This window comes from Neobacillus sp. SAB-20_R2A, from assembly GCF_049568635.1.
GTDB classification, from domain to species: domain Bacteria; phylum Bacillota; class Bacilli; order Bacillales; family Cytobacillaceae; genus Neobacillus; species Neobacillus citreus.
In genome coordinates, this window is record NZ_CP145895.1 from 2,829,123 (window position 1) to 2,844,879 (window position 15,757).

Annotated in this window: 13 protein-coding genes; 2 read left to right on the forward strand and 11 right to left on the reverse strand. The window is 41.9% G+C overall.

Annotated elements, in window-relative coordinates:
• The first annotated feature begins 17 nt into the window (after nt 1–17).
• Complete coding sequence (gene pepF / locus V5M37_RS13805; protein WP_423802438.1) at nt 18–1,835, forward strand: oligoendopeptidase F; 1,818 nt, start codon at nt 18–20, stop codon at nt 1,833–1,835.
• A gap of 199 nt (nt 1,836–2,034) precedes the next feature.
• Here the strand turns inward: pepF and V5M37_RS13810 are convergent, their stop codons facing one another.
• On the reverse strand, nt 2,035–3,099 hold the full coding sequence (locus tag V5M37_RS13810; protein ID WP_423802439.1) for a tellurite resistance/C4-dicarboxylate transporter family protein: 1,065 nt from the start codon (nt 3,097–3,099) through the stop codon (nt 2,035–2,037).
• 148 nt (nt 3,100–3,247) lie between these two features.
• On the opposite strand from V5M37_RS13810, the gene V5M37_RS13815 reads away from it, so the two are divergent.
• Nucleotides 3,248–4,390 (forward strand): acyl-CoA dehydrogenase family protein, encoded by a 1,143-nt coding sequence (locus V5M37_RS13815; protein ID WP_423802440.1) that lies wholly within the window; start codon nt 3,248–3,250, stop codon nt 4,388–4,390.
• A gap of 76 nt (nt 4,391–4,466) precedes the next feature.
• Here V5M37_RS13815 and V5M37_RS13820 read toward each other — a convergent pair whose 3' ends face one another.
• From V5M37_RS13820 to V5M37_RS13865, 10 genes are all read right to left on the reverse strand, one after another.
• Nucleotides 4,467–6,218, reverse strand: a complete 1,752-nt coding sequence (locus V5M37_RS13820; protein ID WP_423802441.1) for a bifunctional metallophosphatase/5'-nucleotidase — start codon at nt 6,216–6,218, stop codon at nt 4,467–4,469.
• A 144-nt stretch (nt 6,219–6,362) separates the two neighbouring features.
• Nucleotides 6,363–7,358, reverse strand: coding sequence for a VanW family protein (locus tag V5M37_RS13825; RefSeq protein WP_423802442.1), 996 nt, complete (start codon nt 7,356–7,358; stop codon nt 6,363–6,365).
• A gap of 299 nt (nt 7,359–7,657) precedes the next feature.
• The gene (locus tag V5M37_RS13830) at nt 7,658–8,542 is read right to left on the reverse strand and encodes a thermonuclease family protein (RefSeq protein WP_423802623.1); all 885 of its coding nucleotides are present in this window, start codon (nt 8,540–8,542) and stop codon (nt 7,658–7,660) included.
• 190 nt (nt 8,543–8,732) lie between these two features.
• The gene (locus V5M37_RS13835; RefSeq protein WP_423802443.1) at nt 8,733–9,719 is read right to left on the reverse strand and encodes a proline dehydrogenase family protein; all 987 of its coding nucleotides are present in this window, start codon (nt 9,717–9,719) and stop codon (nt 8,733–8,735) included.
• A 96-nt stretch (nt 9,720–9,815) separates the two neighbouring features.
• Entirely contained in the window at nt 9,816–10,271 is a 456-nt protein-coding gene (locus V5M37_RS13840; protein ID WP_423802444.1) for a hypothetical protein, read from the reverse strand.
• Between the two features lie 87 nt (nt 10,272–10,358).
• Entirely contained in the window at nt 10,359–11,297 is a 939-nt protein-coding gene (locus V5M37_RS13845) for an NAD-dependent epimerase/dehydratase family protein (RefSeq protein WP_423802445.1), read from the reverse strand.
• 84 nt (nt 11,298–11,381) lie between these two features.
• Nucleotides 11,382–12,449, reverse strand: coding sequence for a phosphotransferase (locus tag V5M37_RS13850; RefSeq protein WP_423802446.1), 1,068 nt, complete (start codon nt 12,447–12,449; stop codon nt 11,382–11,384).
• A 30-nt stretch (nt 12,450–12,479) separates the two neighbouring features.
• Nucleotides 12,480–13,658, reverse strand: coding sequence for a carbamoyl-phosphate synthase (locus V5M37_RS13855; protein ID WP_423802447.1), 1,179 nt, complete (start codon nt 13,656–13,658; stop codon nt 12,480–12,482).
• Between the two features lie 14 nt (nt 13,659–13,672).
• On the reverse strand, nt 13,673–14,968 hold the full coding sequence (locus V5M37_RS13860; RefSeq protein ID WP_423802448.1) for a glycosyltransferase family 4 protein: 1,296 nt from the start codon (nt 14,966–14,968) through the stop codon (nt 13,673–13,675).
• Nucleotides 14,965–15,621, reverse strand: a complete 657-nt coding sequence (locus V5M37_RS13865) for a PIG-L deacetylase family protein (protein WP_213139977.1) — start codon at nt 15,619–15,621, stop codon at nt 14,965–14,967. The genes V5M37_RS13860 and V5M37_RS13865 overlap by 4 nt, the downstream gene beginning before the upstream one ends.
• Nucleotides 15,622–15,757: the final 136 nt, after the last annotated feature.

Genomic DNA, 15,757 nt, shown 5'->3' on the forward strand with positions numbered 1-15,757 from the left:
TTAGGGGGAATACATGTATGGATAAAACAATCGAAAAACGGCTGAGCAGGTCCGAAGTACCCGAGGATTTCACTTGGAATCTCAGTGATTTATTCCCATCCATAGAGGCATGGGAAGCAGAGTTAGACATAATAGATAAAGAGATTGCCTTCTTCGATCAGTTTAAGGGTACTTTACATACAAGTTCTAAAGCCTTGCTGGATTGCCTGTCGGCACAGGAGCAGCATTCGATGCGGATTATCAAAGCTTGGACATATGTGAACTTAAAGCAATCGGCTGACGGGTCAGATCCGGAAAACCAAGCCAATTCCGCAAAATTTGCTTTATTACGGACAAAGAGTATTGCTGCCCTATCGTTTATCAATTCGGAAATCCTTGATTTTGAAGAAGGAACCCTTGAAAAGTTTTTTCAAGAAGAGCCTAGGTTAGAACCATTCTGGAAAAGTTTAAATGAGCTTTTAGAAACGAAAAAGCATCGGCTTTTACCAGAAACCGAAGAAGCGCTTGCTGCACTTGGAGATGTTCATGGTGCCCCCTATCAAATCTATCAAATGACAAAATTGGCAGATATGGACTTTGCGACAATTCAAGATTCAAACGGAAAGGAACTGCCGGTCTCTTTTGCCCTTTTTGAAAGCCGCTATGAGTTTTCGGAAGATACAGATGTTCGTCGTAAAGCCTATAAGTCTTTTGTTTCGACGCTTAAACAGTACACGAATACAATGGCAGCTACTTATTCGACAGAGGTGAAAAAGCAAGTTACACTTGCCCGCTTACGCAATTATGAATCTGTCACTCACATGCTCCTCGAGCCTCAGCAGGTTTCGCTTGAAATGTATAACAATCAGATTGATATCATTTTTAAAGAATTGGCTCCGCACATGCGCAGGTTTGCACTTTTGAAGAAGAAAGTCTTGGGTCTTGATGAAATGCTTTTCTGTGATTTGAAAGCACCGCTCGATCCGGATTTCAATCCAAGTACCACCTTTGAAGAAGCCAGCCAGGTAATCTTGGAATCTTTGAAAGTCCTGGGACCTGAATACTGTGAAGTAATTGAAAGAGGTTTTAATGAAAGATGGGTAGACCGGGCGGACAATATAGGCAAATCAACCGGGGCCTTTTGTTCGAGCCCTTATGGCGCACATCCGTATATCTTGATTACATGGCAGGATAATATGCGCGGATGCTTCACACTCGCCCATGAATTCGGTCATGCAGGACATTTCTATTTAGCCAATAAGAATCAACGTATCATGAATGTCCGTCCCTCGATGTATTTCGTCGAGGCCCCTTCCACGATGAATGAAATGCTGCTGGGCCAGCATTTATTGGCTAATTACAAAGATGACAAGCAGATGCGCCGCTGGGTTATTTTACAGTTATTGGGAACTTACTATCATAATTTTGTCACTCACCTGCTCGAGGCTGAGTATCAACGTAGAGTGTATGCCTTGGCCGAAGAAGGCAAAGCAATGACTGCTAAAACATTAACAGAAGTAACTGGCACAGTTCTTTCCGAGTTCTGGGGAGACACAGTGGTGATTGATGAAGGTGCCCGCCTGACCTGGATGCGCCAGCCGCATTATTATATGGGCTTATATCCGTACACTTACTCCGCAGGACTAACTGTTTCCACGGCTATGGCGCAAATTATCCAGGAAGATGGCCAGCCTGCGGTTGACAGATGGCTCGACGTCCTTCGCGCTGGCGGAACCATGAAACCATTAGAATTGATAAAACATGCCGGCATCGACATGTCTAGCCCGGAACCAATCAAGAAAGCAGTAGCTTATGTTGGGTCACTAATTGATGAATTGGAGCGGTCTTACGAATAAAAGGTAGGTGTCAGGCAGTGCAAAAAGACAAAAAGGCAAATTGTCCACCTGAGGCGGACAATTTGCCTTTTTTGTAAATGATTGAATTTCATAACCACTGGAGTTCCCATTTTTTCAGCAGTTGGATGTTATGAATCTTTTATAACGACCGGAGTTCTGATTCCTTCGGGCCTTCGGATGTTATGAATTCCAAAGGTTGTTAGGCACCATGCCCAACACCCGTATTTTTATGATTGGTTTTAATGTAGCGATACAAATGATGAATAAGTCCAATAAAAACGGTCACCCATGCCCCCATCGCGATATAGACCATAATGTCCGGAATAACGGTTAAAAATGGCACCTTTAGGGCTTTCGAAAGTTGAAATGTGCTAAGCGTGTACATGGCAAGCGGAAAGGCCATTCCCCAGAATTGCGGGTCATAGTTTATTGGCTCCCGATGATATAAATGCTTCCATACCATCAAAATGAATAAGAGCGGTATCCACCAAGTACCGGTAATCCAAAAGAATAGGGTAAATCCCTTAATAAATGGCGTTATTTCAACGAGAAATGACCAATTTTGTGAATTGAGAATCAATGTAGCACCTGCCAAGGTTGTTATTGCAACTGCCCCCATATTAATCCAATAAGGCGGTGTCATAGCAGAGAATTTCAATTCTATAAAAGTAAATCGATAAAATATGAGAGTGATAATGTTTATGTATAGCATACATCCCAAAAAGTACATGCATAGGGTAAAAAATAAAACCATATCCCTTCCTTCCACTAAATGCGGCGAAAGCAAGGTACCGAGAATAGAAATAGACTGTGTGCCCACAACCGCAATTAACCAGCCGCCGTTAATCCCATCTGCCAAAGAAGGTTTATCGTTTCGTATGGTTACGGCTGCGAAAAACGTATACATAACCAAAATCCATAAAAATATGGCTAGGTACCATAAAAATACTGCAATGGTGTAATTTTTCTCGACAATAATAAGCTGGCTTCCAAGGACACTGGTCCCTGCGACTAAAGTGAAAAATCCCGGTCCTTTTGTATGACTGGAGATGTCCGCTCTAAGACTAGGAAAATATTTAAATAACCGGATCAACGTTAAGAACCACAGAATAATATACGCCACCACATTAACATATAACAAAGCTATCGAGATTAGTTTCATTCCAAGCAAAAAGGCGGCGATTGATAATGCGCCGGTAGCCATTACCACAGCAAAATACCCGGGAAAAAGCGTTTTCGCTGTTTGCTTGATAAAATTTATCATCTTACACACTCCTAGGATGTAAAAATATCACTACTTTAACAATAACATTTTTTTGCCCTCTGTGATACAGCTCATAGAACAATAGCGGTCCCTTCTATATACTGACAATAGATTGAAAATTCAGGATACCGAAAGGGGTTTTAGAGATATGAATTTATTGCTTTCTGATGAACAAACTCAACTCCAAAAAATGGTGAGGGATTTGGCAGTTGAAAAAATAGCACCTTTATCTAAACAATTTTATCAAAATGGAGCTTTTCCAGCTGAAATTTTCTCCCTTCTTTCAAAACAAGGGTTGATGGGATTAATGCTTCCGCCGGTTTTTGAAGGAGCGGGGGCAGATACATACAGTTTCCTTATTACAATGGAATCCATCGGCAGAGCTTGCCCTTCCACTGCCTTCCTATTCAACACACATTTGGGTGCTTCATTAGCCATTCTTGCGCTTGGATCAGCCGCACAAAAGGAAAAATACTTAAAGCCGTTGGCACGGGGAGAATGGATTTGTGCTCTTGCAGGAACCGAATCAGGCGGAGGTTCGAACCCATTTACAATCCGAACAACCGCTGTCAAAAGCGGGGATTCTTATATTTTAAATGGAACAAAAACCTTTATCAGTGGTGCAGGCTCAACAGATGTTTATTTGGTGATGGCGAAAACAGTAAACGAATCAGGCCAACCTGGATTAAGTATGTTTTTAGTCGAAAAAGGCACACCTGGATTTACCTTCGGAAAATTGGAGGATAAACTTGGGATGCTCGCTCTCCCAACAGGAGAATTAATTTTCGAAAATTGCCGCCTCTCAGGTGATGCCCTGCTAGGATCAATTGGATCCGGTCTTCAGGTAATGGGTGTGGCAGGCGGATTGGCTGCTTTAGGCGCGGGGGCCATCGCTTTAGGATTAGCCCAGGCTGCCGTTGATGAAACAAAGACTTATCTCAAGGATCGTCAAATCCTCGGGCAAAAACTAGGAGAAATGGGTGCAGTTCAGATGCGCTTTGCTGATATGCTGATTGAGCTTCAAGCAGCCCGAAGCCTTTTATACCAAGCTGCCCGTGACAGGGATACAAGTAAACCAGGACCGATTCCAACCGTCTTTCAGGCCAAAATCAATACCACGGAAAAGGCATTAAAAATCATTGATAGCGCTATTCAATTACACGGGATGTATGGCTATTCCAAAGAATATCCGTTCGAACAATATTACCGGGATGCCCGCGCATTGACGATCCATTTTGGCAATAATGACGTGATGAGATCAAATTTGAGTAAAATGGTTCTTGGAGTTTAAGAATGGTTTTTAGATTCAAAAGAAAAAAGGGCTTTGATTTTCTTAATCAGCGCCCTTTTTTATTGCAAAGCTTCGATTATTTAACCTTCTGAATCCTATTTTGGTTGCTGTAGGTGAATGGTTTTGGCTGCGCCTGAATGTAATTCACCAGAACATCTAAATCGACCGGACCAATCTCTTTATTTGTGGCCTTAGTGAATTCTGTGAAACCGTCTCCCCCGCCAGAAAGGAAAACGTTGGCCGCTACCGTATAGGAAGCATTAGGGTCTAGTTCCGTTCCATCGGCAAGCTTGATAATTCCTACCCGTTGGCCAACAGGTTTCGTGGAATCCCAAGTATAGGTTATCCCAGAAATCTGCAGCATGGTCATTTTCGAGTCGGTCCACTGCTGGTTAAGCAAATTGCGAATTTGCTGACCTGTCATTACCATTTTCACCATATCATTATTAAATGGCTGAACCGTATACACTTCGCCCCATGTGATATCCCCCGGATCAAAATCTGCACGAATCCCGCCTGGATTCATAAATGCCATTTGCGTTCCTAGGGCCTGTCTTTGGGCATCGGCAATGAAGTCGCCGAGAACCGATTCACCATTTTCGTTTTGCTTGGCTGTTAATGGTTCGGATGTGGAACCAACAACACGGTTTACAATCGGTTCAATTTTTGATTCATATCCTTCAATCATTTGCTTTATTTCAGGATCTGGGTCAATTCCCTCCTGGAATGTTGTCACAATTTCAGCTCTTTTTGTGACAATATCCTTTGTCTTAGGATCAATCTCGATATCGACATCAGAAAAAGCGGTTCCATAAGAGTAGGCTTGAACTATTAACTTATTATCGATTGTGGCATTCATATAGGCATGGTTATGTCCGCCAAAAATCACATCCACTTCGTCATCAACACGATTGGCGATATCGACCAGCTGGCCCGTTGGGTTTTCTCCATTTGGACCGGAAGTGCCCGGATTATGGGCTAAAACAACGATCGCTTTGACACCTTGCTTTTTCAATTCTGCAACGTTTTTATTAATAGCTTCAACCTCATCCGTAAATTGCAAACCAGCTACACCGCTTGGTACCACAATGGTTGGAGTTTCCGTTGTGACAACGCCGATAAAGCCGATTGGCATTCCGTTTACTTTCATGACTTGGTAAGGCGGCAAGATCGTTTTGCCTGTTTCTTTATTAATGACATTGGCGACCACCCAAGGGAATTGGGATCCTGCGAAATTTCCTGTTTTTGGATGGGAGCCGCCATGGATAAGCCGAAGCAGTTCATTTACCCCTTCATCAAATTCGTGGTTTCCAACCGTTCCAATATCAAATCCCATTCGGTTTAAAAACTCGATTGTCGGTTCATCCTGCAAAAGCGCGGAAACGGGCGGGCTTGCTCCGACCATATCACCGGCCTGGACAAGCAGGGTGTTTTTGTTTTCTGCTGCACGCTGCTTTAAATATGCCGCTAAATAATCAGCCCGTCCGACAGGTTTCCCGTTTACCTTACGGGTTACGTTTAACTGGCCATGCAAATCATTGATTCCCAAAAGCTGAATGGGAATATAGCGCTGACTCGGAGCAGGCGGCTTCGTTTTTTTCTGCTTTGTTTCCGGACGGTCTGAAATATGTCCATGATACTTTTCAGACAAACCTTGGTCGCCGTTTCCTCCTTGATTCTGTCTCACTGTTTCAACACTATGTGTTTCAGAAATTAGTTCATGATGCTGCTGACCCTCCGTCCCTTGAGCGGAGACCTGTAAGTTTCCCGACCAGCCCATCAAGGAAAGAACAATAACAAAAAGGAACATCTTATTTATCCATTTCATTCGATTACCTCCTATATTTTTCTAACAAACCAAAGCTATTTTTCGCTTTGTATAGAAGGAATATGCATTTAAAAATTAACCAAATAAAAAAGGTGTCAGACAGTATATCCAATAAGGATATAGTGTCTGACACCACAAAAACATCTAATGTCCCTGTGCATAAAGGGTTTGATAGGCTGCGGAAGTTCTTATTTCAATGGTTAATTTTCCTTTTCCGTAAATGGTTTTGATTAATAACGGCACTCCTGTGGTATTTTGAAATTGAAAGTCCTTGCCTCCGTAGGAGACAGTGGCATCACGGCCAGGAGGGACATAGCCAACCGAAAGTGAATGGTGATTCCATTCAATATATTGCACACCTACTTTGTCAATGGCATTAAACAATGTTGAAGACGTTTGGCAGATACCGCCGCCAATCCCATCTACCAGTTTCTTATTGACGATTTCCTTTGCGGGCTGATAGCCATGAACAGCATCACTTGGGCCGACAGTTGTATTAAAGGAAAAAACATCTCCAGTACCAACAATCACATTATCAATGGCTTGGCCTGATAGCTCGATATTCTTGGAGCGCCCCGCCACCCTACTGTCAAAGTAAGTCGAATAGGATGCCAATACTACTTCTCCCAAACCAGCAATATCTTCAGGCTTATAGCCGCTTTCTGTCACATAAATTGGCAGATCCACATCCCCGCCTGCAACAGATGCCGCCATTATTTTTTCCACCAATTCAGACTCTTCAAGGATAATCCGCGGTTTTCCTTTAATTAATTGACCATTGGCATCGATTTTATCGAGAACCATCTTCTGATCATATCCCGGTTTCGCTTCAGTTCCTCTTGCCAAATCCTTCGCCCATTTTTCAAGTTCTTTTTGATAGGCTTCTTTATTTTTTTCAAATCCCATTTCCTTTGGCGAAAACGTTCTAATAGTTTCCTTAGTATTTGGATCAATAACATTGACTATAATTGGTTTTGGTTCTTCCTTCTGAGGTTTTTCTTCTCCTGTTTTAGCAGGCGGTTTGGCCGGTTCTGTCACCTTTGGGCCAGTGTTCTCTTTGACCGTTTTTTCAGCACAGCCGGCCAATCCTAGTAAACTACCAATTAAACAAATTGGCACGACCCACTTCCACTTTCCCATTACGCAACTTCTCCTCTTATCCTTTATCTAGTTGTCTTATCAACGCCATATTTGAGACCCACTGAACTATCCTATTCTGGAATACATGTCAACATGACTAGGTATTTCCCAATCTGCTTCAAATGACCTTATTAACCGACAAAATATGTAATGAGAAAACAGGGATTATTATCCAGTCCTTTATTATTATAAAACAAAGCCAATGTCGAATTTTGTCCGTTTGTCTGACTTAAAAACAAAAAAAGCCATCAAAAGATGACTTTTTAGAACTGACCGGGAAAAATAACCGCCCTGCCGCCTTATTGCTCACACGCATAATTATCTTTATCTCGATCCATTTTCGCTTGATAAGCTGGATGGCCGGCAGGAACACCGTTTGGATACACCTTCCTCAATTCAGTGCAATTTTGGAAAATCTCAGAATTAGTCCCTGCTGATGTGCTTGCATCCGTTCCGCTCGAAGTAGAACCTGTAGACGTGCTGCTCCCTGTTGAATAGGAACCGCTGCTTTTTGAAGTAGAACTTCCGTCCAGATCCCCCTTCGTCGTTCCATCTGCGCCATATGACCAAAGACCCTTATTCGCTTCCCGTGCTTCCCGCGCAAATTTTACAAAAAACTCACTGTATTTCACATCCGGAGGATATGTGGAGGGTTCCGCATAGCCATTTAAGACCAAATCCGCGTTATACATTTTGCTGCGGATTTCCGCTTCATCCATATCATTTGTCGGTACTCCCATCCAGATAATCCGTAAATAGCGTCCATAGCGGTCGGTTGAGGATACATCCTTTTGCAGCCAAACCTGTTTTCCCTCCAGCTTCGATTTCGTATAATTGCTGGCTTCTTTACCGTAAACTTCATGTCTAGTCGTCGATTCCGGAGTGTTAACCCCAACAAAGCGAACTTTTCTTCCGTCTGAAGTGACAATCGTATCACCATCTACAACCCTGCCGACAGTGACTAACTCCAAACCAAGACTTTTGGCAAGCTCTTCTTGACTTTGCTTGGGCTCAGCAACGGGCTCGTTTTTGACAGTTTCCGCTGGTGCCTGTTTTTCAGATTCTGCCTTCTTTTCCGTTTTTTCCTTTGCAACCGTATTTACTTTTGTATTGTTGGTTTCCTTTGAAGTAGTATCGTTTGAACATGCTCCCAACAGCAATGAGGTGATGAGGGAAATGATCATAACCCAACCTGGGTTTCGTAAAAATCTCTCCAAAGCTTCTCTCTCCTTAATAAAAATTAACAGAACTATTTAACTAGATAACTATATCATTTTTCGTGATTAATTTCTTTGATTTTACTTATATTTACCATGTAAATACATGTATAAGCCAAAAAAACTCCCATTCGTGAAAATGGGAGTCTGAAGTGCATTATTTACGTTTATTGTTATTGCCTCTTGTCACACGTCCTAAAATAAAGGCTCCAGCCGCAACACCAAGAATCGTGTTTGTTTTCTTATTGAATACTTGCTTCGCCACAAGATTTAAATTCTGCGGTCTTTCTGCAAGACGACGCATGAAATAGCCGTACCAGTCGTTGCCAAATGGGACATACGTACAGAAATTATAGCCTTCTTTTGCCAGCTTTAACTGCAGCTCTTTTCTAAAACCATACAGCATTTGGAATTCAAATTTATCGTTAGGAATATTGTTCAGTTTAACAAATTCCTTCACATGATTGATAATTCGATGGTCATGAGTGGCAATTGATGTAAATTTGCCGTTTAATAGGTGCCATTCAATCAACTTGATATAGTTGGCATCAATATCCTTTTTGTCCTGATAGGCAATCTCTGCAGGCTCTTTATAGGCTCCTTTTACAAGGCGAATCCGATAGTTTTTATATTTTTCAAGATAATCCATCGCCTGATGGAAGTAAGCCTGGATAACGGTACCGACATTATCATACTCTAAAGAAAGATCATCTAATAGATCAAACGTTGGCTGAAGATGCTTGAAATCCTCCATGTCGATATTGACAAACATGTTATATTGATTTGCCATGTCGACAATCTCTCTGACATTGTTTAAGCAAAGACTATAATCAATATCTAACCCAAGTTGAGTCGGTTTTAAAGAGATATGGGCGTCGGCATGATTACTATGTATTGCTTCGATAACTTTAAGAATCTGTTCCCTAGCAGCTGCTGCCTCTTCTTCTTTGAATACAAACTCTCCCAAATTATCGACAGTACAGGAGATTCCGTTGGCGTTGAGGTCCTTAATACTCTTTATTGCTTCCTCAATATTTGTTCCCGCAACAACACTTTGTGCTCCCATCTTCAAGCCGTACTTTTTGGCAGTACTATTAAGGAATTGATTTTGCGATAGACTCATAAATATATCTTTTAACATCATGACTGCTCCCTTTTACTGTTGTATTCAATTTACAAAAATATTATAGCATACGCTTCCAATATAACTTATTTTGCGAAAATTCAAAATGAATCTAGCTTATACCCAATTATCGTCACCGCTGTCATAATCTCCTTGGTCATAATTATCCTGCTGGTCATCGTTGTCTGCATTGTCATAATCGTAATCCTGGTTAGGGTCATCCCCTAGCTCTTCCCGGAGCTGTTCAATTTCATCCTCTTGTATAATATTTTGCTCCATCAACTGCTGCATGATTTCATGGTCTTGCAGGTGCTGCATTGTTTGAAATTGATCAAAGCCAATTCTGCCTTGTTCAAAAAGATAGGTCAATAAAGCGCCTGCCGCCATGCCCCCTGCGAAGGTTCCAAACCGACCAAAACCTCCGCCCCCAGAAGGGTAATAATCCTGCCGTCCGTAGTAATTTCTGTGCGGAGGTTCCATGATTTGTGGACGGTTTCGGCTGGTTAGCGGTCGTACAATTAAAAAATATACTAATAAGATAATGATTATGATGCTCGTAAAAATCATTTTCATCCCTGCCCTCAAATAGCTTAAGTCTGTTTGCCTATAGTGTTGCACTTATTTTTAAAAAATAAAAGCCCCCATTTTAGGAGGCGATGTTCAGGCACCAAACGAACCTTTTTCATTTGTGTTCAAGTAATAATTTAGTGTTTCGGTTAGACCGCTATGAAGATCATATTTTGGCTCCCAGCCCAAAAGTGACTTCGCTTTGGAGTTGTTAAGGCAGCTGTGGAGGATATCTCCGTTGCGTGCTTGCGAGAAGATTGGTTGGATGTTTTTAGAGGTAAGTTTGGAGATAGATTGATAGAGTTCATTGATGCTAATTTTTGTATTGCAGCCAATATTAAAGGTTTCATTCGTACCGCTGTTAAGCGAAAGCACATTAGCCTCGGCAACATCCTTCACGAAGACGAAATCTCTTGTCTGCTCCCCGTCGCCATAAATAAAGGGCGGAATTCCCTGAAGAACCTTTTGTGCAAAAATCGAAATGACCCCGCCTTCCCCTTTTGTGCTTTGCCGGGGTCCGTACACATTGGCATATCTTAAAATCGTATAGGGAAGTTGATGCAGACTGTTAAAGGCTTTGATATACATTTCCGAGGAATACTTGGAGATTCCATAATAGGATAATGGCTGAACAGGGAATGTTTCCTCTATACTTACATCATCCTGTTTCCCGTAAACAGCACAGCTAGAGGAAAAAATAAACTTCTTCACATCGAATCGCTGGCTATTGGCCAAAAGCTGAATCGTTCCGAGGATATTTTGCCTGGCATCCCCCGCTGGATCTTGTATTGAATAGGCCACATCCACCTGTGCCGCTAGATGAATAACCGCATCCGGACGTTCCTTTGCAAAAACTGTCTCGATCTGCGGCGTGGTTATATCTACCTTATAAAAGGGGACATCCTTTTCAACAAACTCAAGACTACCTGTACATAAATTATCGGCCACAACCGGATCATGGCCGGACTTTACTAAATTTTGCACAACATGAGAGCCGATAAACCCCGCTCCACCTGTTACCAGCACTTTCATTTATACTCACTGCCATCCAGTTCAGCGAGACTGCCCTGCTTTTTTCTCATCAAAAAATAATCCCCCTAACTGTCAATAAAAAACCTAATATAAATCGAGCTCCTTACCCCAAACCACGATTTTCTCAAGGTATCTTTTTAAAAGAAGGCTCTTTTCACCGTTTAACACCCTTCGTAAATGATTAAGTAATCTTTTTTCCAAAACCCTTTGCAAATAAGTCATTTTTAAAAGCTTAACAGGATCTTCTTGAAAGACAATTCCGTACTTTGCCATTTCCTTGTTGTAAATGTCTACACAGCGGCTGCGAATGTCCTCCTCCTTCTTATGCCAATCGGCGCGGAAATCAATAAGCAGTTCAACAAGTACAACAAGATCATACCAGCAAGGTGCGTATTTGGCAGACTCCCAATCAATTAATTGAACAGGCCAATTATGTTCATCACTCGTGTCTTGACAGCAAATATTGTGAATATGAAGATCACCGTGGATGAGGCACTGACCCGCTTCAATCACTTCAGGGAAAAACAATGGCCCCTTTTCCAAAATGACTTTAATAATATCATAAGCGGGCTCTACCACTTTTCTTAAATCTGGATCTTTCATGGCTAAATCCAGGTATTCATTTGTTTTTTCAATATGCTCGATTCTCTCCGCAGTCAACTCCTTAGACTCATAACGGGGAAGCCAAGAATCAAATAACGTCGCCTGCTCATCCGAAAGAGGGCTTTTGAAAGTAAGGGCATGGAATTTTGCCACCGTTGGAATCATCCGTTCCAGGTGATAAGGTCTCAGCTTAATCTGACCCCGAACGGGCTCCAAACATTCAGTGAACAGCCAGAATTCACCGTCCTTTACATCAGACTCGAGCCAAATCATTTTCGGCATCATTTCCTGAAAGACAGGATAGGCTTTGCGATACATATTCATTTCTACCATGTGGTTTTCTTTTAGTGGTTGCTGAAAAATTTTCAGGATGACAGGAACGGTTCCTGATTCCGAATTTAAAGTTAGTTTCCAAACACTTGTTTTATCCCGTGAATTTTTCAAACATTCTATTTCGCTTAAGGTGACGGGTTTTTGAAGAACGCCCGCAAACTTTTCTTCCCAGCCATAATGCTGCCATTGGCTGAGAATTTCTTCCTTACTGGTCAAAGGAAAAATCCCTCCTTTTGTGCAAATTTTTTAACGTCTGCTCCATAAATTGCGAAGATGTGAGACAAAGCTGCGAATAAACGGTAACGGATCGTCCCACCTGAACAGCGCCTCGACTTTTTTCCCGGAAAGACCCTTAAGCCACTCGAAAAATGTCATCTCGCCAAGTTTTTTCTTTTGCCGGAAGGACAAGAAATCACGAACAAAGTAAACCCATTTGATTCCATCCTTCTGCACTACGACCGGCTCCGGATCTTGATTCGTAAGTGATAAATAATATAAATAGGCTAAATCAACCCCACAAGCTATCGATAAGCCTTGAGTCAAGCCAATTCTTGGGTTAATTTCGATGAATTTAAACTTTCCGTCTCTAGGATCCTTTTTAAACTCAGCAATGGCCAATCCTTTCATTTCAATTGACTTCAGAAAGGGAACAGCAATCTCGATGACTTCCTCCTCCCTTTTGCTGACGACCAATGCCGAAGAGCCAAAGTGAGGCGGAAATTGATGAAGCTTTTGATTCATCCACAGACCCTTTAAATCCATCTTCTTATCAAAAAAGGTTTTAACGGAGAAAATAGCATTCTCCTCACCCGGTATGGCTTCTTGAATCATTAGCTCGCCATATTGACGATAAAAAAGATATTCCTCTTGTAGTTGTGCGGCATCTTCAATCAAGATGGCTTTTTTATACAGCTTGTGATCAATATTAGAGCGAAAATGAGAGGAATGGACGGGTTTTAAAATACAGGGGAAGATCAGCTGTCCGATAATTTGTTCTAGCTGCTGCTCATCGTTTACGATAAAAGTCTTTGGACAGGGAACGCCGGATTTAACGGCTAATTCATAGGTCAGTCGTTTATCGAGGACTGCTTCGATCAGAGAGTGCTCTGGCAATAAAAAACGATAGTATTGCGATAAAACGTATCTATTTTTTGAAATAAAATGAACATAATCATCTGAGCCTGCTAACATGACCGCTTTCTGCGAAAAGTTAAGTCCAACTTGGCAGAGAAAATATAGCAGCTCCTCTTCCTCCGTCACCGGATTCGGACAGGCGCCGCAAACGGCATGCCGCGTTTTGCCAATTTTGTATTTTCCTAAAGTGTCAAACGCGTAAACCTTAATTCCCTTTTGGGCCAGGCTTCTGACGATACCGATTCCGGTGGCACTCATATCAAGTACGACGGCAGGGATATCGTGATGCACACGTTTCCCTCCTTTCATAATAAAGATTGATAGATTCCAGCTATTTTTAGGGCCATATAATTCACAGTTAATTGTTTTTTCGCATAGTTCCGTGCCTGTCTCGCCAATTTTTTCCTTAAGGTCTGTTTCTTTACGAGCCTAAGCAGTTTTTTGGCGAGCTGTTTAGAATTGGCGGGCTCTGCGATCAGTCCGGAATATTCATCACGGATGATCTCAGGAATGCCGCCGCAATTAGTTGTTAAAATGGCTTGCTTTGCAAACATCGCTTCAATGACTGAAATCGGCAAAGTATCACTTGTCGTTGGTAACACAAAGATGTCAGATTCGCTTAAAAGATCCGGAATATCGGTCCGCTTCCCCAAAAATTTAACATTCTTCAATTGAAGGTCCTGAACCTGCTTCTCGAGTTCCTCCCGCATCTCCCCGTCACCGACAATACGTACTTCTACATTTCCTAGTTTTTTCTTAAGAAGGGCAAGTGCCTCGAATAAATATTTATGGCCCTTGCGCGGGCGAAGACGGGAAACGCAGGTAATCACGACGCTGTCCCGCTGTTTCGCCGCTTTCACTCTTTCAAATTGGATACCGGTATAAACGGTCGTCATCTTTTCATCTTCTGCTCCTAGATTTTGCAAAAGAGGTCTGAATACTTCGCACAAGATGACGATATGACTGGCGTTGATTACGGCTTGTCTATCAATTTCAGAAAAGTAGAATTCCTCTAACGATCCCTTTTCAATTAGATTGAACTTTAAGCGGCGCTGGGTCATAAAACCATGCGGAGTGAATAATAGTGGTTTGTTATATTTCTGATTTAATTTTGCCATCACGAGTGCAGTAAAGCGGTCTTGCGAATGAATAATATCGTACTCTTTTAAATCCACACTTTTTGCCAAAGCTTCAAAAACAGATAAATCACAATAATTTCTTAAAATTTTTTGATTATAACTCCCATAACGGTTAATGAAAAATTGTTTTGCATTCTCAGTAATCTCAGACCGAAGCTTTTTCACTTCATCCCTTGGAAATTGATTCGGGCTCAAAACATCGACCTGGTGCCCCAAATCCTCAAGCCCGCTCTTCAAAGCCGCAATATAATTTTGCAAGCCCCCCACAAACGGATATTCCCAAAAAGTTGTCATTAAAATACGCAATTTATCCTTTTGAGAACTTATGGAAGAAGGTGTCTGACACCTTTTTCCATTATCCTCCAGTTGTTCTGTTAATCCATAATATTTGTCCATTTGAGTGATGAGCTGCGGGAATAAGATTTGTGTGGAGGGTGGTTCATTTTTTTGTTCTTTAGTCACTTCCAAACCCTCCTGATGATTTCAAATGCTTCGGCATATTCGACACCGACCGTCATCCCGCGGACTCGAGCCAAATAAGTGACTCCCTCATAAGAACGTGGATGAGGATAAGGGCGCATTTCTACATCATAATGCTTTAGGGCACTGATTTTATCGTGAATGGTATCGGAAATATCGACAAAATAATTAGGTTTAAATTCCTTGTCATTTGTGTGCTGACTCCATTCGCTCGAGGAAACTGTTTCGAAGCAGAGAATCTCTATCGGTCGCCTGCCGGGCAGCGGCCGGGCTGCCGTAAGGACCGCTTGAAACAGAACCTGATGATCTCGGTTTAGGTCGCCATAATGATGGGTAAAAATCATGCATGGGTCATATTGGGCGATTAGTTTTTCCACTTCCTTATTAAGTTCGTGCAAGGGCATCATTTCTAATAACAGGTTCGGCATTTCTAAAAAAACGGTTTCTTCCACCCCTAGTTGTTCGTTTGCTTTTTGCATAAAGGGCTTGATATGATTCTCCTCTTCCTTCCTCCCTTTTGCAGCAACAACGGTTACAACCTTATAGCCGTGATTAATTAATTTTTTTATCGTTCCGCCGATTCCGAGGATTTCGTCATCGGGATGTGCTGCAACCACGAGAACTGTCTGATTCACTGTTCCACCTCACCTTATAAAAAATGCTTTCTTGTAATTATATGTAAAAAGCGTATCAGGGACAGGGACACCCGTTCAGGAACAATGAAAACGGGCAGATTTTTTGGACATTATTTAGTAAAAACTAGAGTATGAA

Bases quoted from the DNA above. Each gene is read 5' to 3' on its own strand.
- pepF (WP_423802438.1), top strand. From the start codon at position 18: ATGGATAAAACAATCGAAAAACGGCTGAGCAGGTCCGAAGTACCCGAG.
- V5M37_RS13810 (WP_423802439.1), bottom strand. From the start codon at position 3,099: ATGATAAATTTTATCAAGCAAACAGCGAAAACGCTTTTTCCCGGGTAT.
- V5M37_RS13815 (WP_423802440.1), top strand. From the start codon at position 3,248: ATGAATTTATTGCTTTCTGATGAACAAACTCAACTCCAAAAAATGGTG.
- V5M37_RS13820 (WP_423802441.1), bottom strand. From the start codon at position 6,218: ATGAAATGGATAAATAAGATGTTCCTTTTTGTTATTGTTCTTTCCTTG.
- V5M37_RS13825 (WP_423802442.1), bottom strand. From the start codon at position 7,358: ATGGGAAAGTGGAAGTGGGTCGTGCCAATTTGTTTAATTGGTAGTTTA.
- V5M37_RS13830 (WP_423802623.1), bottom strand. From the start codon at position 8,542: ATGATCATTTCCCTCATCACCTCATTGCTGTTGGGAGCATGTTCAAAC.
- V5M37_RS13835 (WP_423802443.1), bottom strand. From the start codon at position 9,719: ATGATGTTAAAAGATATATTTATGAGTCTATCGCAAAATCAATTCCTT.
- V5M37_RS13840 (WP_423802444.1), bottom strand. From the start codon at position 10,271: ATGAAAATGATTTTTACGAGCATCATAATCATTATCTTATTAGTATAT.
- V5M37_RS13845 (WP_423802445.1), bottom strand. From the start codon at position 11,297: ATGAAAGTGCTGGTAACAGGTGGAGCGGGGTTTATCGGCTCTCATGTT.